General features: G+C 46.1%; 19 protein-coding genes and 1 tRNA gene. 6 read left to right on the forward strand and 14 right to left on the reverse strand.

The features are described 5' to 3' along the window. Nucleotides 1-843, forward strand: coding sequence for an ethanolamine ammonia-lyase subunit EutC (gene eutC, locus A3773_RS10100; RefSeq protein ID WP_197462762.1), 843 nt, complete (start codon nt 1-3; stop codon nt 841-843). A 40-nt stretch (nt 844-883) separates the two neighbouring features. Here the strand turns inward: eutC and A3773_RS10105 are convergent, their stop codons facing one another. From A3773_RS10105 to htpX, 9 genes are all read right to left on the reverse strand, one after another. Beyond that, on the reverse strand, nt 884-3,196 hold the full coding sequence (locus A3773_RS10105; protein WP_067985612.1) for an FdhF/YdeP family oxidoreductase: 2,313 nt from the start codon (nt 3,194-3,196) through the stop codon (nt 884-886). Then, nucleotides 3,189-3,980, reverse strand: coding sequence for a formate dehydrogenase accessory sulfurtransferase FdhD (locus A3773_RS10110; RefSeq protein ID WP_067985614.1), 792 nt, complete (start codon nt 3,978-3,980; stop codon nt 3,189-3,191). Before A3773_RS10110 ends, A3773_RS10105 begins: the two co-directional genes overlap by 8 nt. Before the next feature lie 235 nt (nt 3,981-4,215). After that, nucleotides 4,216-5,097: a transglutaminase family protein gene (locus tag A3773_RS10115; protein WP_067985616.1), complete on the reverse strand. Its 882-nt coding sequence runs from the start codon at nt 5,095-5,097 to the stop codon at nt 4,216-4,218. Continuing rightward, a complete protein-coding gene (locus tag A3773_RS10120) occupies nt 5,094-7,652 on the reverse strand; it encodes a circularly permuted type 2 ATP-grasp protein (RefSeq protein WP_231902184.1) in 2,559 nt (852 codons plus the stop codon). Before A3773_RS10120 ends, A3773_RS10115 begins: the two co-directional genes overlap by 4 nt. Nucleotides 7,653-7,712: 60 nt before the next feature. After that, nucleotides 7,713-8,717: an alpha-E domain-containing protein gene (locus A3773_RS10125; RefSeq protein WP_075109534.1), complete on the reverse strand. Its 1,005-nt coding sequence runs from the start codon at nt 8,715-8,717 to the stop codon at nt 7,713-7,715. Nucleotides 8,718-8,719: 2 nt separating this feature from the next. Next, nucleotides 8,720-10,168, reverse strand: a complete 1,449-nt coding sequence (locus tag A3773_RS10130) for a circularly permuted type 2 ATP-grasp protein (RefSeq protein WP_197462763.1) — start codon at nt 10,166-10,168, stop codon at nt 8,720-8,722. Nucleotides 10,169-10,371: 203 nt separating this feature from the next. Then, nucleotides 10,372-12,093, reverse strand: a complete 1,722-nt coding sequence (locus tag A3773_RS10135; protein ID WP_067985621.1) for a bifunctional protein-serine/threonine kinase/phosphatase — start codon at nt 12,091-12,093, stop codon at nt 10,372-10,374. A 93-nt stretch (nt 12,094-12,186) separates the two neighbouring features. Continuing rightward, nucleotides 12,187-12,999 (reverse strand): formate/nitrite transporter family protein, encoded by an 813-nt coding sequence (locus tag A3773_RS10140; RefSeq protein ID WP_067985625.1) that lies wholly within the window; start codon nt 12,997-12,999, stop codon nt 12,187-12,189. A gap of 428 nt (nt 13,000-13,427) precedes the next feature. Then, nucleotides 13,428-14,321, reverse strand: coding sequence for a protease HtpX (gene htpX, locus A3773_RS10145; protein WP_067985626.1), 894 nt, complete (start codon nt 14,319-14,321; stop codon nt 13,428-13,430). Between the two features lie 200 nt (nt 14,322-14,521). Between htpX and A3773_RS10150 the strand changes: the two genes are divergently transcribed. Both A3773_RS10150 and A3773_RS10155 read left to right on the forward strand, forming a co-directional pair. Continuing rightward, on the forward strand, nt 14,522-15,427 hold the full coding sequence (locus A3773_RS10150; RefSeq protein WP_067985627.1) for a class I SAM-dependent methyltransferase: 906 nt from the start codon (nt 14,522-14,524) through the stop codon (nt 15,425-15,427). Continuing rightward, nucleotides 15,424-15,927 (forward strand): 3'-5' exonuclease, encoded by a 504-nt coding sequence (locus A3773_RS10155; protein WP_231902185.1) that lies wholly within the window; start codon nt 15,424-15,426, stop codon nt 15,925-15,927. Before A3773_RS10150 ends, A3773_RS10155 begins: the two co-directional genes overlap by 4 nt. A gap of 55 nt (nt 15,928-15,982) precedes the next feature. Here the strand turns inward: A3773_RS10155 and A3773_RS10160 are convergent, their stop codons facing one another. The 3 genes from A3773_RS10160 to A3773_RS10170 all read right to left on the reverse strand — a co-directional run bounded on the left by A3773_RS10160 (nt 15,983) and on the right by A3773_RS10170 (nt 18,635). Then, on the reverse strand, nt 15,983-16,807 hold the full coding sequence (locus A3773_RS10160; RefSeq protein WP_067985632.1) for an HDOD domain-containing protein: 825 nt from the start codon (nt 16,805-16,807) through the stop codon (nt 15,983-15,985). A gap of 132 nt (nt 16,808-16,939) precedes the next feature. After that, a complete protein-coding gene (locus A3773_RS10165; protein WP_067985634.1) occupies nt 16,940-17,311 on the reverse strand; it encodes a hypothetical protein in 372 nt (123 codons plus the stop codon). A gap of 109 nt (nt 17,312-17,420) precedes the next feature. Continuing rightward, complete coding sequence (locus tag A3773_RS10170; RefSeq protein WP_067985635.1) at nt 17,421-18,635, reverse strand: pyridoxal phosphate-dependent aminotransferase; 1,215 nt, start codon at nt 18,633-18,635, stop codon at nt 17,421-17,423. A 188-nt stretch (nt 18,636-18,823) separates the two neighbouring features. Between A3773_RS10170 and msrB the strand changes: the two genes are divergently transcribed. Both msrB and A3773_RS10180 read left to right on the forward strand, forming a co-directional pair. Continuing rightward, on the forward strand, nt 18,824-19,228 hold the full coding sequence (gene msrB, locus A3773_RS10175; protein WP_067985637.1) for a peptide-methionine (R)-S-oxide reductase MsrB: 405 nt from the start codon (nt 18,824-18,826) through the stop codon (nt 19,226-19,228). 10 nt (nt 19,229-19,238) lie between these two features. After that, nucleotides 19,239-19,907: a DNA-3-methyladenine glycosylase I gene (locus A3773_RS10180; RefSeq protein ID WP_067985638.1), complete on the forward strand. Its 669-nt coding sequence runs from the start codon at nt 19,239-19,241 to the stop codon at nt 19,905-19,907. 59 nt (nt 19,908-19,966) lie between these two features. On the opposite strand, the gene A3773_RS10185 is transcribed toward A3773_RS10180, so the two are convergent. Both A3773_RS10185 and syd read right to left on the reverse strand, forming a co-directional pair. Continuing rightward, nucleotides 19,967-20,545, reverse strand: coding sequence for a YajG family lipoprotein (locus tag A3773_RS10185; RefSeq protein ID WP_082800598.1), 579 nt, complete (start codon nt 20,543-20,545; stop codon nt 19,967-19,969). A 4-nt stretch (nt 20,546-20,549) separates the two neighbouring features. Beyond that, entirely contained in the window at nt 20,550-21,113 is a 564-nt protein-coding gene (gene syd / locus A3773_RS10190) for a SecY-interacting protein (RefSeq protein WP_067985640.1), read from the reverse strand. 534 nt (nt 21,114-21,647) lie between these two features. On the opposite strand from syd, the gene A3773_RS10195 reads away from it, so the two are divergent. Beyond that, nucleotides 21,648-21,724: transfer RNA gene (locus tag A3773_RS10195), tRNA-Asp, on the forward strand. Nucleotides 21,725-21,870 lie beyond the last annotated feature (146 nt).

Raw genomic sequence — 21,870 nt, forward strand, 5'->3', positions numbered from 1 at the left:
ATGGCTAAACCTAATCAAACGCGTAATGACGCCTCGACTGAAGTGGCTGATAACCACTTGACCGAAAATGACTGGGCAGGCCTTAAACGCTACACCGATGCACGTATTGCCTTAGGGCGTGCGGGCACCAGTTTGCCGACACAAGCGATGCTATCCTTTCAGATGGACCATGCAAATGCTAGAGATGCGGTACACCTTCCATTAGAGGTTGATCGACTGTCCGCTGCATTAAAAGAGAAGGGCGGTTCGCCTACCTTACTCAGTAGCCGAGTGAGTGACCGTGCGGAATATCTCCAGCGGCCTGATTTAGGTCGTCGTTTGAGTGCGACATCAGTGGCGACACTGCGGTCAATGGCTCAGCGCTCCGATCCGCCAGTACAGGCTTGTATTACGATCGTCGATGGCCTTTCATCGTTTGCGGTTCAATCCCATGCCGCCAATCTATTTGAACAGATCTGTTTACGCTTAGCGGAGGAGGGGATCAGCCAACCAGCGCTTTGCATTGTAGAGCAAGGCCGTGTTGCCATAGGGGATGAGATTGGGGAGATTCTGGGTGCGCAGTTGATGATTTTATTGGTGGGTGAGCGGCCGGGGCTCAGTTCTCCTGATAGCTTAGGGGTCTATTTTACCTATGGGCCTAAGTTGGGGTTATCCGATGCGGATCGTAACTGTATCTCTAATATCCGACCGGCAGGTATGTCGTACCACGCGGCGGCGGATAAGCTGATCTGGTTAATTAAGCAGTCGATGCAACTGAGTTATTCGGGTGTTGAATTAAAAGATCAGTCCGAGCCTATCGAGTTAGTTGAGGGGGCTGAATCGGGTAATTTCCTGTTGGATTAACTACCCGATTTAGCCTTGATTGACGGTGATTAAATCGGCGTCATAGAATCCGGTTGGATTGATGGGCTGATAGCTCTACTGCAATAGATTTAGAGGTGGGCGTGCGACTGTTGACGCCGTAACTATCTAACGGCACCAGTGGATTAGTTTCAGGGTAGTAGGCTGCAATGTTTCCTGCTGGAATACTGTAACCGATCAGTTTAAACCCTTTCACCTCCCTCGTACGGCCATCATCCCACAGGCTTTTAATGTCCACTAACTGCCCCTCTTTAAAGCCAAGGCGCTGTATATCTGCGGGGTTGATAAAGAGAATATCGCGTTCTCCTTTTATGCCGCGGTAACGGTCGTTCATACCGTAAATGGTGGTGTTGTATTGGTCATGGGATCGAAGGGTTTGCAGTACTAGTGTTTTGTTATGCAGCAGTTTGCTCGACCTGTCAGGTAAAATGCTGTCTGGTAGTGGGTGACGATGGACGATCACCTTTCCACCTTGGGTTGCCCAGTCTCTTTTACGTGCGCTATTGCCTAAGTAAAAACCGCCGGGCTGTTCAATTTTACTATTGAACTCAGAAAACCCAGGGATCGTCTGCGCAATGAGCGCGCGTATAGCGCTGTAGTCTTCAATCACGCTTAACCAGTCAATCGGCTTAGTGCCGAGTACCGCATGGGCGATACCCGCAATGATGGCAGGCTCTGAACGCATCTCTGCTGAGCTAGGCTCAAGTACGCCAGCCGAGGCGTGCACCATGCTGAAGGAGTCTTCAACTGTTATTTTTTGTGGCCCCTTCGCTTGTCGGTCTATATCGGTTCGGCCTAGGCAAGGCAATATCAGCGCCTCTTTGCCGGTAATAAGGTGAGAACGATTGAGTTTAGTGCTTATGTGTACCGTTAAATCACACTGGCTTAGGGCGTGCTCTGTCACGTCAGTATCAGGGGAGGCCGCTGCAAAATTACCGCCTAGCCCAATAAATACTTTACATGCACCCGAGCGCATTGCGTCAATCGCTTCAACAGCGGAGTGACCATGCTGTCGTGGCATCGGGATGTTAAAGTGAGCCTCTAACGCATCCAGTAGGGTATCGGATGGGCGCTCATCAATCCCCATCGTGCGGTCACCTTGAACATTACTATGACCACGGACGGGGCAGAGGCCCGCACCGGGACGACCGATATTGCCCCTTAATGCCATCCAGTTGATAAGCTCATGTAATATCGCCACGGAATGGTGGTGTTGTGTTAACCCCATAGCCCATGTACTAATGACCTTGTCTGCGTCCATGTAAATACGGGCCGCGCTGTTGATTTCATCGCGTGTTAGGCCGGATTGATCAATAATTTTATCCCATGATGTTTCTCTAACGCCGTCTAAATAGGCGGCCATCCCTTGAGTGTGTTCTGCGATAAATGCTTGATCTATGAGTGTGTCGTCATGGCTGGAATCGTATGTTTCCAATAAGGCTTTTACCATGCCGCGAATCGCGGCCATGTCGCCCCCGAGTTTGGGTGACAAGTAGATGGAGTGCATGGTTGTAGCGTTATTGGTCAGCATCTCAATTGGGTTTTGAGGGTGCTGAAACTTCTCCAATCCGCGCTCTTTTAAGGGGTTGAAAATAACGATTTTTGCCCCGCGTTTAATGGCGCTACGCAGTGTATCTAGCATGCGTGGATGGTTGGTGCCGGGGTTTTGTCCAAACACGAAGATAGCATCCGTTTCTTCGAAATCCTCTAGGGTCACGGTGCCCTTACCAACACCTATACTGCTTGTGAGTGCAAACCCGCTGGCTTCATGGCACATATTTGAGCAGTCAGGAAAGTTATTGGTACCAAAACTGCGCCCAAAAAGTTGATAAAGAAAGGCGGCTTCGTTACTGGCACGTCCTGAGGTATATAGCTCAAGCTGGTCGGGGTGGTCTAACTGTTTTAAGTGGCTGCCGATGAGGCCAAATGCATCATCCCAGCTAATGGGCTGATACTTATCCGTTTCAGGGTTATAGCGCATGGGGTGGGTTAAACGGCCTTGGTACTCAAGGTAGTAGTTGCTTTGCTCTCTTAACCAGCTGAGGCTGTATTGCTGAAAGAAGTCTGCGCCGATCTGTTTGGAGGTGGCTTCCCAGTTGACCGCTTTTGCGCCGTTCTCACAGAACTTTATTTTGTTGGGGTTTTTCTCTTCGCCCCATGCACAACCGGGACAATCAAATCCATTATCTTGGTTAGTATTCAGTAGCGATTTTATATTTTTAACCGTATTTTTGCTGTTTAACCAATGCCGCGTTGTGCTTTCGAGTGCGCCCCATCCTCCGGCCGGTGCTTTATAAGCCGGGGGGAGGTCAGTATTGTTCTTTTTCTCACTCATCAATGAAATCCTTTAGTTCATCGTGTGGGCTGTAGGGAAAGGTTTTTAGTTCACCCTGACGGGTTATTTGAATCAAGTTGAGGTGATAGTGGTGTGCCATCTGTGTTGCTAATAGGCTTGGACTCGACATGTGAATGAGGGTGGAGAGTCCAGCCTTTACCGCTTTTTGAATCAGTTCTACGCTGCATCGACTACTCATAACAACACTGTATCCGGTCAGGGGTATGGCATGTTTTAGTGCAAAGCCTAAGGTTTTATCGAGCGCATTATGTCGGCCAATATCCTCATGGCATGTCATTATTTCGCCGTCGGGCGATAGAAGGAGCGCTGCATGTACCCCCTTGAGTGTTTGTTGGCTGAGTAGTTTGTTGGGTAGGTTATGCAGTTGTTGATGGGGTACTGGGCAAGGGGTGAGGCTGCGTAAGTGTGGAATGGCTGTATCCAGTGCGGTGGTGCCGCAGAGTCCACATCCTGTTAGGCCTTGCCGAAAGCTATGGTGTTTCTTATAACGGGTGAACTGCCTTGGGCTAATCTCTACCTCTACTTTATAGGAGGGAAGTTGAAAATGATGTTCCCCTTGAGGTATCTCTACAGCGTGTGGGGTGATCGTGATCTCTCTTAAGTCAGAACAGTGATCAATAATCCCTTCGCTGAAGGTAAAACCGATGGTGAAATATTCTAGGTCGATAGGGGTTAGCATCATGACGGCATGGGAGATGCCGTTGACGGAGATGGCAATAGGGATCTCTTGGGCAAGCGCTGTTGCCGTCGAGAATTGACTCATGTCGAGTGACGCTATTGGGCTGTTCTGACAAAAATCCATAGGCTAACAAGTTAAGTTGATCTATGGACACAGTATACACAGGAATAGTGGCAGCACGAACTGTTTTAATTTACTTGTGGTTAATATTATTTCCTTAAAGGAATTATATTTTATCAGTCATCTGTCGCTTAGTGGGTGATGGAGCCGCTGTTTTTAGCTCAAGGTAGGTGAGGTTTCACGTTGAGTAACAGCGGTCTTAACCTAAGCGTCTGACATCAACCGATACTCTCAACTCATGGCTGTTACCGCCATCAAATATGACGCCGCGCAAGGGTGTAACATCGGAGTAATCGCGTCCCCAAGCGGTTGTGATATGTTGCTCTTTAGGAATGTCGTCGTTGGTGGGGTCGAATTCAAACCACCCCTCTCCCGGAGAGTAGACGGCAAACCAAGCGTGAGAGGCATCAGCCCCAACGAGCTTTTCCTGCCCAGGAGGAGGAAGGGTTTCAAGGTAGCCACTGACATAGCGTGCGGGATAACCTAAGGCGCGTAAACATCCGATCGCTATATGGGCAAAGTCTTGGCAGACACCACTTTTTCGTTCTAAGACTTCACCTAAGGGTGTGGCGACTGTGGTGGAGCTTGGGTCGTACTTAAATTCGGTAAATATTTTAGTGGTCAGTGCCCGTGCTGCGGATAAGAGGGGGACATCGTCTTGGAAAAGTGCTTCGGCATAGGCTTTTAACTGGGCGTTAGGGCGGATCATGGGCGACGCTAAGATATACTCTTTTGCTTGGATCGTGTCAGGATCTTGGTTGTAGAGCAGCATCTCGCGGGCTGCTTTGCAGCTAATGCCCAGTTCGAGCGCATAAGCGGCACGCTCATTTTGGCTATTAATCTCAGTGGTGACATCGATCACCAGCTTTGTATGGGGCTTTTGCAACGAGAAGTAAACATAGTGATTGCCAAAGTAATCACTATGTTGTGCCACGTAATTGGGTTTAGGCGTAATGACAACATTACTTGGCGCACACTGTTGCTCCAGCGTATCCCGTGGTAAAAGATGCGCTTGGTTATAGCAGAGGGATACAGGGCTTAAGTATTTGTATTCTGTTATATGTCTTATTTTGTAGATCATATGAAAGTTATCCCCTGTGTCTCTGCCAGCTGCTGAGGCCCAGCGCTATGGTCGAAATACTGTTCACTTAAAAGAATGGAAAACGCTTCAACCTGCTTGATGATTTCTGCGAGCAACCGATCTAATTCTACGCGCTTGTTATTTAGGCTATCGATGTTAGCTAAGTTATCTAAATCAGCCAGTTGAATAGCATTGAGTGCTTGAATAATTGTTTTTTGCGCAGGGTTTAAGCCGGGACTGTGTGGTGAAATTGCTTGGGGCAACTCCTCAAAGTGTGTTTGTAGGCGCTTAATTTGGAAAAACACTGAACGCGGATTGGTTTCATCTTGCATTAAGAGCTCTAACCCGTGAGCGATATCGTTATAGGTTCTATAACGACGTCTAAAGGTGATTAGGGCTTCAACACTGAGCAGAACGGCTTCGAGCATCTGAGGCTGGTCAGTGTTGGGCAGCTCCGGTGTTAATAGGGATTGAATGAGCCGAGATGTTTGCAGCGAACGTTCGACACGGCGACCGATCTCTTGAAACTTCCAGCCGATCCCACGAAGCATGCTCTCATGGCTTAGGCCAGATAATGCGAGCAGGGTGGTGACTAAGGGGTCGAGTGCTTCCTCTGGGGCGGTGGGCATTCCTCCCACATAGGCTCGTTCTAAGTCGTAGAGATTATCTCGTAAGTCATTGACGATACGATGGGTATCCGCCGACAGCATCTCTTTGACCTCTTCTGAACAGGTTAAGACGGCGAGTAAACATGACTTAATACTATCAGGGCGTTTAGTATCAAGGATAAGGCTGATCAACTCTTGATCTTGGTTTAATAAGGCTTGGCTTCCCATAAACCCAGGTAAACAGTTTGTTTGTTTAGACAATGCCTGTAGTAGCAGATTTTTACTGTTTATTGGGAGTGGATCAATACTGTTGAGTTGCATAAAAACAGTACGTATTAAGCGGATCGTTGATTCAGCGCGTTCGGCGTATCGACCTAACCAGAAGAGGTTTTCAACCACGCGGCTTGGCAGGTTGGATTCCTGAGCAATCGTGCGGTCATCGACCAGTGAGATCTGTTTTTCAGGCTCTGAAGCCAATATCCAAGTATCTTTGCTTTGGGAGCCTACTTGGTTAGATACAAAACTGTCCTGTCCAGAGAGTCCTACACGGGTGAGTCCACCGGCCATGACCGCGTAAGTGCTTTCACTCGCTACCGTGAAGGTGCGGAAAATGGATGGCCGTGTTTTTAACTGCTGCTCTTGCCACGCAGGAATATATGACGGTGAAATATAGCTTTGTGCAACAAAGCTGTAAGGGGCTTTCGCAATACGATCAAACATGTTCTGTTTGTCTATATCCGAGAGCGTATGGCCATGTATGCTCGGGCTTTTGGTTTGACGCATAGCGGGCTTAATGATCAGCGTGTCAATATTATCTCGGATATATTGCATATCTTGCGGATCACCACACCACCATGTATCAACCGAGGGTATTTTTAGTTCATGCCCAAAAAAGTGCTGGCTGATGGCAGGCATAAATTTTAAGAGTGCGGGTGTTTCTAATATGCCTGACCCTAGGGGGTTGCTCACGACAACATTACCCGCTCTTACCACCTCGACAAGGCCAGGAATACCTAAGTAAGAGTCAGATTTAAGCTCCACCGGATCACAATAGCTGTCGTCTACACGGCGTAGTATCACATCAACCTTACGCAGACCGTTAAGTGATTTTAACCAGACGTGCCCATCCCTAACCGTTAAGTCACTTCCCTGAACCAGTGGGTAGCCTAGGTAATTGGATAGATAGGTGTGCTCAAAATAGGTTTCGCTGTAGGCGCCGGGGGTGAGAATAACGATCTGTGGATCATCCCCTTGTGTTGGCGATAATGTACTGAGTGTCGCCCTAAGCGATTGGAAAAAAAGTGCTAAGCGGTGGACATGGCTATCGCGGAAAAGGCTTGGCATGACACGGGAAAGCACGGTTCTGTTTTCTAACGCATAGCCTGCACCGCTAGGCGCCTGTGTCCGGTCACCAATAATGATCATATTGCCATCAGGCCCACGAACCATATCAGCGGCATGTAGCGTTAGGCAGTGCTCCCCTGGCATCGTAATGCCTTTGCATTGGCGTAGAAAACCGGGGTGGCTGTAGATAATCTCAGGCGGTATAACGCCTTGCCTTATTAGCTCTTGCGGTCCATAAATATCTTTTAAGACTAAATTGAGCAGTTCTGCGCGCTCAATTAAGCCTTGTTCCACCTGACTCCACTCACCACTTGAGATAAGCATAGGAATGGGGTCAAGTTCCCATCGGTTTTTGCCCAGCGGATCGCTAATTAGATTATAGGTCGCGCCGTCATCACGAAGAATCCGGGAGGCCTTTTGATAGCGATCCTGTAAGCCAGACGTGCCAAGGGCGTCAAGGCTATTGAGTAGATATTCCCAGTGCGTACGAGGCAGACCTGATGTGTCATAAGCTTCGTTATAATGCCCAATAGGCGGTAAGGACCAAGATATAGCCTGCTCTTGCTTGCCCTGGGTTTGCGTTTGAGTCTGCTTGCTTTGCACTGGTTTACTCTTTAATTAACAAATTCGGGCTCATTATAGCCGCTCTCAAACGATAAAGGGCTATGCCTGACAAGCAAACTGATATTCTTTTTCCATGTTGTTTTTTAGCGTAGGGGCTTCCTCCTGTGGATCCCCCATATTAAAGGCGAACCAATTGGTCATTAATACCCCATGTAGATCTGAGATGCTGATCTGCAGTTCATTCAGATAATCACGAAATTTCTCATCCAGTGGATGACCATTCGCAAGGGAGTAGTGGTGCGCTTTTAAGGCCTTTACCGCCTGTAAAACAAGTTTGGAGCGGGGCAATTTTTTCGCCGCTGTTTCCATCTCGTTGATACAGTAGCTTAAGGTTCTTGGGAAGAACTCATCCTCTAAGAGGAAGCGAGCCACTTTTTTTGATTCAATCGCGGTACGTACACTTCTTCTGTAATTCATGTAGCCGCTGAGGGAGCGTAGTACATTACCCCAGACCACTTGGCTTAAGTTAATGCGGGTGCCTTGGTTGGGTTGGAGCATAATAGATACGCCCGCATCAAGAATACGGGTTGTCATATCGGCGCGCTCAAGGTTACGGCCTAGGGTCATAAACTGCCATGAGGCATCGCGGCTCATCGCGCCTTCGAAGAGGCCATTAATCTCTTGGCAGCGTTGGATGATACTGTTTAGAAATTTATGACGGTCTGTACGGTTTATCCCTTGGCGGATATTGTTGCGTGCATATAAATCGAGTTCATTGATCAGCTCCCATGTGTCTTGTGGTAGTACATCACGGGTTGTGCGGATATTCTCTTTGGCTTGTTTAAGGGATGACAACATAGAGCTTGGGTTTGTGTCATCGGCCAATAAAAATTTAACCACGTTGTGCTCATCTTGCACTTTATAGCGTTCGGAGAAGGTATCCGTACAACTGTTTATTTTGATGAGATTAAACCAACTGATATTGGTGTCTCGGGGCAGGTCGAATAACAGGTTATCATAGACACCCACGAGTCTTGCTGTGTTCTCCACACGCTCTAAGTAGCGTGCACTCCAATAAATTCTTTCAGCAACACGAGATAACATAATTATTTATCCTCTGTATCAACGATCCAAGTATCTTTACTGCCACCACCTTGCGATGAGTTAACAACCAATGAGCCTTTTTTCATGGCGACACGGGTAAGGCCACCCGTTGTTACATAGGTATTTTTCCCTTGGAGAATAAAAGGGCGAAGGTCTAAGTGCCGTGGCTCCATCGTATTGGAGCTAATTAAGGTGGGGGCGGTTGATAAGCTCAATGTGGGCTGGGCAATGTAGTTACGAGGGTTCTCTTGAATAAGGGCCGCAAAGGTTGCTTGCTCTTTTTTCGTGGAGTGGGGCCCAATCAGCATGCCGTAGCCACCGGATTCATTCGCCGGCTTAATCACCAGTTTGTCGAGGTTATCGAGTACATAGGCTCTCTGTTCAGGGTCTTCACAGAGGAAGGTTTCCACATTAGGTAAAATGGGTTTTTCATTAAGGTAATACTCGATGATCTGAGGGACATAGGCATAAACGACCTTGTCATCGGCAACCCCTGCACCCGGTGCATTCGCGAGGGCTACATTACCTGCTTGCCACGCACGCATCATGCCCGGCACACCTAACACGGAGTCCTTATCGAATACGTCGGGGTCGATGAAAAGGTCATCAATACGGCGATAGATAACATCAACTCGTTCGGGGCCTGAAATGGTTTTCATATAGACACAGTCGTCATCATCGACAAATAGGTCGCTGCCCTCAACGAGTTCAACCCCCATCTGTTGCGCAAGAAAAGCATGTTCAAAATAGGCGGAGTTAAAAATACCCGGTGTGAGCACAACAATTTCGGGCTCCTCTATCTCGCGAGGGGAGAGAGAGATCAACATATCAAACAGTTGCTCAGGGTAATCATCTAGCGGCAAGATGTTTTCTTTTTCAAACATCTCGGGCAACACGCGTTTGGTGATGGCCCTGTTTTCGAGCATATAGGAAACACCGGAAGGGACCCTTAGGTTATCTTCCAGTACATAGAATTGACCATCTGCGTCTCTTACCAGGTCGGTTCCGCATATATGTGCCCATACCCCGTGGGCGGGGTTAACGCCGACACATTCGGGCCTGAAGTTTTTAGACTCCTTGATGATATGCTCGGGAATGATGCCGTCTTTAATGATCTTTTGTTCGTGGTACAGATCATCAATAAACATGTTTAAGGCTTTTAACCGTTGGGTTAAACCTTCAGCGGTTGTTTTCCATAAGGGAGCTGAAATCGTGCGCGGAATGATGTCAAAAGGCCAAGCACGATCGATATTCCCCTCTTCGGTGTAAACGGTAAATGAAATACCCATCTCTTGGATCGTCACTTCAGCCATTTGGCGACGTCTATCAAGGTCTTTTTCATCCATTTGGGCGATATGTTCTACAAGCTTAGTTGCAGAATCTCTAGCGCTCCCTGTGGGGCTGATGAGCTCATCATAATGCTGTTCAGATTGATAATTATCCCAAATCATACCTATACCCAGATTATTGATCTTAATGTTGAGCGCTATTGAACGTTTAAATACGCACTATTTTATTTTCCTTGCACTTTTATGGTGCATAAAAGATTTGCATACCTTCTATAAGCGTTTAATTCGCGTTAGGTCTAGGTATCAGCAAGTTTCAGGCCAGTATTTGAACACTATCCTGTTACTGCTTGTGCGTATGAACATCCTTATCTGCTGAGTAAGTAGATAATGATGCACGTGAGCAGTGCTGATATACCTTGCCAAACCAGTACTGGATTTCGCTCTATTAAAGGGGGCCTGCTTTTGTTTAAAAAAGCTGTATTAGGCTGCCTAAGGTCAAATATAAATTCGGATAGCGTTTCATACCGTTTGTATGGATTGGGTAGCAGCGCTTTTTTAAGCGTTTCATCAATCCACGCAGGTATCTCCCTATCTTCATCTAAGATTGAATTATAGTTCAGTTTTTTCTGTGCGGCGGGTGTGCGTGATTTAGAGACTTGTGTGCCGTATGGAAAGCGTCCAGATAGCATATGATAAGTGAGTACGCCTAATGAATAGAGGTCTGATCGAGAGGTGCCTGTGTCGCCTAAAAAATACTCGGGTGCGGTATACAGTGCGGTGCCCAATATGTCGGATTGATCTCCCTGCGGCGATGCTTCGACAATACCGGCAACTCTGGCGGAGCCAAAATCAATAATTTTAACGGTACCCGATGGGTCAATCATAATGTTGTCGGGTTTAATATCTTGATGCAGAATATCCATGCGATGGAGCGCGCGTAAGCCTTTTGCGACTTGCTCTATGATAACGCGGACCGCTTCAAGGCTCGGTTTGGGGTTGTCGAGCATCCACTGCTTTAATGTTTGGCCTTCAATATATTCTGTCGTGGTATAAAGGTAGTTACGCTTTCTTGTTTGTATGCCCGCTTTTAGCACATGAGCACTGTTCACCCGTCGAGCAACCCACTCCTCCATTAAAAAGCGTTCGAGGTAATCGGGATCCCCGCGTAGATCAATAGAAGGGATTTTTAGAATAACGCTTTCATGGCTTTCGTCATCGGTGGCTAAATAAACATGGCTGCGGCTGGTTGCATGTATTTCGCGCAGAATCGTGTAGCCATCGAAACGGGCTCTGGCCTCTAAAATAGGGGGAAGAGGTAGTTCTTCAACTTGAAGCGGTATCTCGTGCTCATCCAGTTCTGGGATTGAATCAATGCGAATAATTTGAATTGTTAGGTTATCGCCACTGCCTGATGCATAAGCATGGTTGACGATACGTTTGGCGGCCTCATTAAGGTCGTTGGCTGAATCTTGGAGTGTTTGGCTGATAAACGTGGCGTCAACATACTCATACACGCCATCGGTCGCTAAGATGTAAATATCGCCTGTTGCTATAGGTAAGGATAAAAAATCGATCTCCAGTTGCGCCTCAATACCTAAGGCGCGACTGAGGTAACTTTGATTTTGTGAGACCCATAACCGATGGTCTTTTGTTAGTTGTTCCAGCGCATTTTCACGGAATTTGTAAATTCTTGAATCACCGATATGGAATAAATAGGCGCTGTTACTTTTGATAATCATTGCGCTAAAGGTGCACACATACCCTTTGTCTTTATCGTAACGGTAGTCACTGTTTTGGGTTTGGGAGTGTAGCCATGCATTGGTAGCGGATAACACCCTATTTGCAGCGGTTTGCACCGACCAAGCATCGGAGGTGCAGTAGTAGTCATCGAGAAAGCTTTTAATCGCGGTTTCGCTGGCGATATGGCTGACCTGGCTGCTACTGATACCGTCCGCAACGGCGCAGGCGATACCTTTAAGGGTTAATTGGGCATTGTTAGGAATGACACAGCCGTGGAAATCTTGGTTGCTCGGCTTGCGGCCCTTATCGGAATATTGCCCAATCGATACAGTAAGTTTGGCTGTCATTATTAGTACCAAAAAGCCCTTCACCTAGGTGAGAGGGCTTTTGTTATGTTATGCAGAGGTGTGCAAAACGGTCAGTCGTTTACACAGGGTCGTTTAAGCGATAGCGCGTTTTTTACCTGTTCTGATATGTGTGGTGTAAAGGGTTAGACCGGTAAAGGCTAAACCACCGACTAAGTTGCCCAGTGCTGTTGGGATTTCGTTCCAGATAAAGTAATCCATGACTGAGAAATCGCCGCCCATAATGATACCGGATGGGAAAAGGAACATGTTGACAACAGAATGCTCAAAGCCCATGAAAAAGAACACCATAATAGGCATCCACATTGCGATGACCTTGCCGCTTACGGATGTGGAAATCATAGCGCCGACAACCCCCATGGATACCATCCAGTTACATAGCATGCCGCGGATAAAAATAGTGAACCAGCCTGCAACGCCGTATTCAGCATACCCTAATGTACGGGCTTCACCTACGCTGGCAATTTTTGCACCTACGGCACCGGGATCAGTATTAAAGCCATAGGTGAAAACGAAGGCCATCATGATGGCGACGGTGAGTGCGCCCCCGAAGTTACCAAGGAATACGAGTCCCCAGTTTCTTAAAATGCCTTTGACCGTAACGCCTGGGCGTTTATCGAGTAATGCAAGGGGTGTTAGGACAAATACACCGGTAAGCAAGTCAAACCCCATCAGGTACAACATGCAAAAACCAACGGGAAATAATATGGCGCCAATTAGAAATACACCGGTTTTAACGGCGATCGTAATTGCAAATACCGCGGCGAGTGCGAGGATGGCACCAGCCATGTAAGCTCGGATCAGTGTGTCACGGGTGGACATGTGAACTTTAGATTCACCGGCGTCCACCATCTTGGTTACAAATTCGGAGGGTAGTAAGTAAGCCATTATTATTGCCTCATTCCATATTTAGATTTTTTAAACGCTGTAATCACACCGTTTAGAATTTTTTTTAGGCGAAAAAAAAGCGCACACCTTATAACTCATCTCAAGGAGGAGAGTCTTAGGTGGACGCCATTGCCCGTGTAGCTCATTAAGTGTGGGTCTATTTACAGACCCGTTTGTTATTTATAAAGCATAAGATATGCCAAAAATGCTTATTTAGTTTTTAATCGTTTATAAACAGATAGTTATATAGATTTTTCTGGCATTTTTTTATGGGATGAAGTAGATGAGTTAGCGCGATGCTGCGGTTTTTTAGTGCTTTATTTTAGCCTGTGCTCCGTTATAGGGCTGGCGAGCAAAGAGGTAAAGCGCTTAAAGATGCGCCTTACCTTTTGATGGGGTATCGAGTAGCGTAGTGCTACGCCATAGGTTTAGCGCATCGATTGAAGTGCCGCAATACGTTGATCAAGAGGTGGGTGGCTTGCCATAAGGGAGAGTAAGCCTGACTTCATATGGCTACTGATACCAAACGCGGTTAGTTGCCCCGGCATCTGGTCTGGCATTTCATATTCCGCTTTCAAGCGTTGTAGGGCGCCGATCATCGCGTGGTTGCTTGATAGGTGCGCGCCAGCTGCGTCTGCTCTGTACTCGCGATAGCGGGAGAACCAAGCAACAATAAACGAGGCCAGAAAAGCGAAGATCATTTCAAAGATAAACACAGTGATGTAGTAGCCGATACCGCTACCTGCGGGGCTGTTATCATTACTGTTCTTTAAAAAGCTATCGACCATGTAACCGGCAATGCGGGCGAAGAACATGACAAAGGTATTGATCACACCTTGTACCAGCGTCATTGTGACCATGTCACCATTGGCAACGTGACCAATCTCATGGGCCATAACCGCTTTAATCTCTTCTCGTTGGAAGCGCTGTAATAGGCCTAAGCTCACTGCAACTAATGCGTCATTTTTATTCCACCCTGTCGCAAAGGCGTTGGCTTGTTGGGCGGGGAAGATACCCACCTCTGGCATTTTAATGCCTGCTTTTTGCGCGAGTTCAGCAACTGTATCAAGTAACCATTGTTCATCTGCATTACGTGCATGGGTGATGATCTCGGTGCCAGTCGACATCTTTGCCATCATCTTCGATAAGAAAAGAGAGATGAAAGATCCAATAAAACCAAAGACTGCACAGAAAATAAGCAAGCTGGTGAGGTTTAAGCCTGACCCCGAGATATAGTGTTCTACACCCAGCAGGTTGAGGGTGATACTGGCTACAATTAATACGGCAATATTGGTCAGTAGAAAAAGGCCGATACGCATCATGTTTGTAAATATTCCTGTTATAAAAGATTACCTAGTAGATTAGGGCGACACTTGAAAGTTTCAAGCTAATTAATCGATATTATCAGTGCATTTTTTTCGATGAATATGATGGGGAGGGCTTTGCCTTGCTATGCTGGTGTCAATCTCTACAGACGCATATAATGCCTGCCTTTTTGTCTCTGTCATCATGTGGGAATTCTATGCAAATTGTCTTGAATGAAGTGAATAAGCAACTGGCTGAATCCGTTGATGAAGCGCGTAGAATTTTTCATGGTCGCGGACACTGTTTTGAAGGCTTTGAGCACTTAGTCATTGATTGGTACCCACCTTATGCGGTGGCGAGATTGTATAGTGATGTGGAGCCTAGTTGGGTTGAGCAATTAAGTGGGGCCCTTAAAACGGTGCCTGACATTAAAGGGTTGGTTGTACAGCAGCGTGGACGAGGCAAAGAAGCGAACCAAGATGCCGTATGGGGTGATGTCCCAGACCTGATGGAGACGCAGGAGCTTGGGTTAGCGTATCAGGTGAAGCCTAAGCGTAATCAAAACAGTGGTCTGTTTTTGGATATGCGTGAAGGGAGGCGGTGGGTTAAAGAACACGCGAATGAAAAGCGTGTGCTTAATCTGTTTTCTTATACCTGCGCTTTCTCAGTGGCGGCTATTGCCGGAGGCGCGGACCATGTTGTTAATGTGGATATGTCGAAAGGGGCAATAAATACGGGGCGTGATAATCATCGCCTCAACGGTATTAAAGGTGATCGCGTGACGTTTCTGGCTTATGATCTCTTTAGGTCCTGGAAACGCGTACGCCAGTTAGGCCCTTATGATCTCATTGTTATTGATCCCCCAAGCTTTCAGCCGGGTAGTTTTGTGGCTGAAAAAGATTACCGTAAAGTGATTAGACGGTTAAATGAGTTGACGGCGGCGGGTGGTCAGGTTTTGGCTTGTCATAATGATCCTAAGAATGGCACTGAGTTTTTAAAGCAGTTAATGTTAGAAGAGTGCCCCGGTTTTACGTTTGTTGAACGTTTAGAAAATCCAGATGATTTTCCTGAAGCAGAGTTGGAGAAAGGGTTGAAAGTGTTGTTATACGTTAGGGATAAATGATGGAGTTAATTTGTATTGATCTAGAGGCAAGCGGACTAGGGACCAAATCTTATCCTATTGAAGTGGCGTGGATTAACGATAAAACCGGCGAATACGATCAATTTCTGATTAACCCTGAATCCGCACCTGATTGGCACTATTGGGATGATAACGCTGAAGAGTTACATGGAATTGAGCGCGAAAATTTAGTCGCTAAAGGTTTAGATATAGTGAATGCGTGTAAGCGTATGAACAAAATGCTGGCCGGTAAAACCTTAATTAGTGATGCGTTTGAGTTCGACCGTTTTTGGTTAACTCGCTTATTTGATGCTACCGGTATTGCACCTAGTTTTAGCATGGCAGGCTTAGATAAGATTCTAGATAGGGAGCAGCGGCTTCAATTTAATCTGTTAGCTAAAGCACAATTTAGACGTCATCGCGCGTTGCGAGATGTTGAAGACATCATTACCTGCATTAAAACGGTGTTGTTCGCTGGGCGAAATGCAACAACTCACGGGTGAGTCGCTAAAAGAAAGCGGCAATAAGCTGGTTGCCGCTTAGATCTTAACCGGTCAATTAAGCGATCCCCTCCAGCCCTGACTCAAGGTGCAATGCCTCTTCAAGTGAATCAAAGATCTCGGTGGGTAAGCCTGCGATCTTAGCAATCTCTGTCGGAACGTTTTCTCGCAATAGGTCGATTGAATCACCGTTTTGATTGGCCGATTGAACCACGCAAGCGAGGTTCACAAGGGCGGCTAAGGGTGAAGGCGTATCAAAGCGAGTGATGTCTTTATGTTGTAGAACCGCTTCCCCTAGCTCTTTTGGAAAGCGCCACATATCAAGTAGTGCCTTTCCCGCTTCTGAGGAGCTGAAACCAAGCTGATCCACCTCAGCATCACTGCGGCTGCAATTAGACGCTTCCACTTGCGCCTGAATCGCTTGAGCTTGCTTCGGTTGGGCTAAATGAAGTAAAAGTCGCCCGATGTTATGAATTAACCCTGCAGTAAAGGCGATATCTGGATCAACACCGGTTCCCCGTTCAGCAAACCATTTGGCAAGGGCGGCGACTTGGAACGATTCAGACCAGAATTTTTTTAAATCCAGCCCTTCAACTTCTTTAACTGAGCCGGCAATACCTGATGCGATTACTAATGTTTTAAGGCGCACCATGCCCAGCATGACAACGGCTTGATCGATGGAGGATACTTTGCGGCTTAAGCCAAAGTGTGCAGAGTTGACGAGTCTAAGAATTTTTAAGGAAAGGGTTTGGTCGTTAGAGACCTTATCAGCGATTTCGCCATAATCAGCAGCGGGGTTGTTTAATTGCTGAATTAACTGTCGAACAACATCTGGGACGTTAGGTAGTTTATCCGTTTGCTTAAGAAGCTCGCGAATTTCCATATATACTCCTTAGAGCGTAAGTTCTTATTATTAGCTGTTTAAAGGGGTAGCGTAGCAATAGAGATCAATGGCGTAAATTGAAAGGGCGAGTGGCGTTGAAAAAAAAGCGGCTTCATGGCCGCTTTTTTATTTTTATTGTTGATTAAGCACTAAGCCTTCAATCTGTTCACGAATCTCTTCGTACTGTCCCATCTCTTCCGGCATGAAATAGAGCTTGTAGAAACAACGGTCAATTAATCGAGCTTTTTTATCATTGACTGTTTCTTTATATGAGCCGTAAAGATAGTTCATCTGTAGGTGAATCACACGGGTGTGTGGCGGTACAGTCACTTCATGATGCTCAAGGTCAAAACGAACTTTTGTTTCTTTAATCGTGTAGAACGATATTTCTGCTACATGAGTAAGGTTAATAAGAAAGTTTGATGTTACAGGCACTAAATGGCGCTGCTCCAAACCGTTATGTTCCATGTAGATGCCGCAGTTTTTTCTTACCTTAATAAACATGTTTAGTTCCACTAATTCAAAAGGCTTATTTATAATACTATTTTAGTATAAGACGGTTTAGTGACAATGTCTTTACAAAATAGGCCACTCAATGAGTGGCCTTATCTGATTACTGTCGATAGGTTTTAAGAAAAACCCCAATACGTTCAATGGCATCTTCAAGCACGTCCTCTCTTGGTAGGAAGACAAGCCTAAAGTGTTGTGTGTCAGGCACATTAAAGCCACTGCCTTGAACAATTAATACTTTTTGTTGAAGGAGAAGGTCGAGGGCCATCTTCTCATCATTTTGAATAGGGTGTATTTCGGGATCCAGTTTAGGAAATAAATACAGTGCCCCTTCCGGTTTTGTACAGCTGACACCTGGGATGTCATTTAGCATCTCCCACGCTAGGTTGCGCTGTTCAAACAGGCGTCCTCCTGGTGTGATGAGTTCGTTAATGCTCTGATATCCGCCCAGTGCCGTTTGAATCGCATGTTGGGTGGGGACGTTGGAGCATAAACGCATGCTTGATAGCATATCTAAACCATCAATGTAGTCTCGTGCATGATACTTAGGCCCGCTCACAATCATCCAGCCTGAGCGAAAGCCCGCTGCGCGATAGGATTTTGACAGACCATTAAACGAGATAAATAAAACATCTTCAGCTAACGACGCAAGCGAGACATGTTCTGCTTCATCGTAAAGGATCTTGTCATATATCTCATCGGCAAAGACAATAAGATTATGTTCACGTGCTAGATCAACGATCTGCTCTAATACCGCTTTTGGATAGACCGCACCGGTTGGGTTATTTGGATTAATAACCACAATGCCTTTTGTGCGTTCTGTGATCTTGCTACGGATATCTTCAATATCGGGTGCCCAGCCTTGTTCTTCATCGCAATGATAATGTACTGGGGTGCCGCTGCTCAAACTGACCGCCGCTGTCCATAACGGGTAATCAGGTGCAGGAATAAGCATTTCATCAGAGTCATTAAGTAGGCCTTGCATCGCCATTACAATCAGTTCTGATACGCCATTGCCGATATAGATATCTTCTATACCTACATTACGGATTCCGTTTTTCTGACACTCTTGCATCACCGCTTTACGGGCGGAAAACAAACCTTTCGAATCTACATAACCTTGGGAGGCGGGCAGGTTGTATATTACATCCTGTACAATCTCTTCTGGAGCATCGAATCCCCATGGGGCGGGGTTGCCAATGTTCAATTTAAGAATTCGTTGGCCTTCCTCTTCAAGCCGTTTTGCTTCTTGAAGAACAGGTCCGCGAATGTCATAGCAAACATTGATTAGCTTGTTTGATTTACGGATTACTGGCATTTTTATGTCCTGCGTAACATCAACGGGCAGGTATATACGCTGATGTTGACCTATTACAATGTGGCTAAATCGGTATGATAAGCCTCTGAAAAAAGAGAGTTATCATACGCCTTTTATTTTTTGAAACCTATAGGTACAGGGCGCTGTAGCATTATTTGTTATATTTTATTTAGGCTGCCGGAGGATATATGGAAGAGAAGAAAACAAAAATAAGCCATACAGATGAAGAATGGCGCAAGGTGTTAACGCCAGCTGAGTTCAATATTTGTCGTGAAAAAGGAACCGAGCGTCCCTTTACCGGTGAATATTATAATCATCAACAGTCGGGCACTTATCTATGTAAATGCTGTGGCGAAGCGCTGTTTAAATCTGAGGATAAATACGATTCAGGCTGTGGTTGGCCGAGTTTTTCACAGCCAAATGCGCAGAGTGTGGTGACGGAGCATCATGATGTGTCTCATGGCATGGTGCGTACTGAAATTACCTGTGCTCGTTGCGATGCCCATTTAGGCCACGTTTTTAATGATGGTCCTCAGCCGACAGGGCTGCGTTATTGTATTAATTCTGCTTCCTTAAACTTTGATAAAGAGTAGCCCAAGCGTTATGAAAAGCTTTCGGTGGATTTATGAGCATGTACAGACCCATCAGCTGGGCGATGATATAGAGTATTTGTTGCCTCAGCCGCTAGATTCCGAAGCATTGGCGTTAGTCGCGGATGATCGGTTGTTAAGTGATATGACGCGTAGGGTATTCAGGGCGGGTTTGAAGCATGCATTGGTTGATAGTAAATGGCCGGAATTTGAGAAAGCGTTTTTTGGGTTTGATCCTGAAAAACTCAGTTTAATGAGTGACGAGCAGCTCGAAAAGCAGATGCAGAACGATAAAATTATTCGGCATTGGGGCAAGATTAAAGCGATTCGTACTAATGCCTTAATGACGTATGATTTGGGTTTGAAACATGGCAGTTTTGCCCGTTTTTTAGCTGACTGGCCGAGCTCCGATATTATTGGTTTGTGGGCTTATTTAAAAAAGAATGGTCAGCAGTTGGGTGGTAATTCAGGGGCATCCTTTTTAAGGATGGTCGGCAAAGATACGTTTATTCTTACCGACGATGTTGTGGCAGCCTTGAAAGCGCAAGGTATCGTTGAAAAGCGGCCAACGGCAAAGCGAGATCTTCAAAAAGTGCAAGATTGTTTTAATCTTTGGCAAGAGGAATCGGGCCGCCCTTTAAGTCAGATTAGTCGGTTGCTGTCCTTTACTGTTGGTTGGTAATGGCCGTTTAGGGTGAGAGATATCAGAGGTAGGGTGCCCCTGATATCGAAACCTGTGGCTTAATTAAATTGGATAAAGTCCAGTAGCTGTTTGTCATTTACCATTAAATTCATATTTTCAGTCACAAGCGCGTTAATTAATTTTAGGTTCTCTTGCTCTGAGGGTGTGCCAACAAACGTTTGTGTTTTGTCGTTTGTGTAGCTGCCAGTATAGCGTTTGCTGCCTTTAGTGAGTGTCACATTGATTTTCATGTCTACACGGGCTGTCTGCTTGAGTCCGTATTTCTCTATTTGATAGTTAAGGCTTACAAGGTTTATCTCCATTGTATATTCGCCTTTAAAGAAACGACGAATTCCCATATCTTCTAGCGCGTGCTCAGTTGTGTGCTTGAGTAGGGCAACACTATCTTTTAAAACAATTTCCGGCCGCGGCGCTTTGTCCGTGGCTCGGTAGCCTATAACCTTGTTTGTTCTCTGGTCCTTTGCTTGGACATCAATCCGAATGTCTTTATTGAGTTGTCGTGAGACTTGCAGCTCAGGATGGATATCGATGACTTGGGAGCTGAGTGAGGCGCAGCCGGTGAGTAGCATTGTCAGCGCTATTGGGAGGGAGCGTACTAAAGAGCGAAGAGTTAACATGTCATTACTCCGTGTCCGTAATGGGGCGTGGTGTTAGTTCATTGATAAAATCAGCTAAGTTGTTAGCGAGTTTTCGTATAGGGGGCTTGCCCGGTTTTTCTAGCCATACTTCACCGCTGTAGTTATCGACGCTAATAAAGTAATCATCATCCGGTTCTGGGCAGGCGATAAAAAAGGTGAGTGGTCGTTTTTGTTGGCGCTTGGCAAGGGCATGACCTATTAGGTTGCTGCGTAAGCGTTCTAAATCTTCTTCATTCCACGCTTGTAGTAGGCTTAGTTCGCCATCAGCGGAGCTAGCAGGTAGAGGGTCTGACCAATAGCGACTATAGAAGTCAATAATATCGGGATGTACCTCCTCTTCAAGTGCGGCACTGAGTCGAATAAACATGTCATTACTTTCAAGTTGGCGAGTCGGGCGCCAACCCACGGTTGTCCCGTCACGTTCCTCATTAAGGTAGCAAAGAGAAGGCCAGTGCTCATCAAATCTTGTTTTTGCGGGTGTGGGTTGTAGTGCAATCAATTTGTTAATAAATATATCCATTGCATAACTAACAGCGCTTTCTGACATGCAGGTACCTTATTTATTGTATAAAACCGTTGAATAGTACGGGCTGAACGTTGTTGTTCGTATTTTAACGTATTTTATTTATAAATACTGGTACCTGCTGCTGGGTATTAGGTGAGTGGGAGGGCGTTCTTTGCTGGTTGAGCTCTTTAAGGAAAGGCTTGACTTCGTCTTTGTGGGAACGTAATGATTTTATTGAAGTTTCTATTTAACTTACTGATTTTGTACAAAGAATAAGCAGTTAATAACTTTTTCTTTTTTTTTATTTGAAACGTTTGACATGCACATTAAAACCCGTAAAATTCGCACTCCGTTTGAGGCGCTACGTTAATGTCTTTAGCGGATTAAAGTGTTAACTCGCTTTATTACATGGAGTGCTCGTTCGCTTCAGTTGGGATAGCGGTCTGTCACTGATAGTGTAGATCGAGGTCGCGGGTTCGAGTCCCGTATACGTGGAGTGGTAGTTCACTTCGTTGGGATAGCGGTCTGTCACTGATAGTGGAGATTGAGGTCGCGGGTTCGAGTCCCGTATTACGTGGAGTGGTAGTTCAGTTGGTTAGAATACCTGCCTGTCACGCAGGGGGTCGCGGGTTCGAGTCCCGTCCATTCCGCCACTATTTTGAAGTTTGAAGTAATCACATTTTAACTGTGTTCTTTCAGGCCTTTCTTTTCAAAATGCTGAGAAGATCGTATAAAAGCTAATCTGCTTAGTGGGCGTGTAGCTCAGTTGGGAGAGCGTCGCCCTTACAAGGCGAATGTC

Source organism: Neptuniibacter pectenicola (genome assembly GCF_001597735.1).
Taxonomy (GTDB): Bacteria; Pseudomonadota; Gammaproteobacteria; order Pseudomonadales; family Balneatricaceae; genus Neptuniibacter; species Neptuniibacter pectenicola.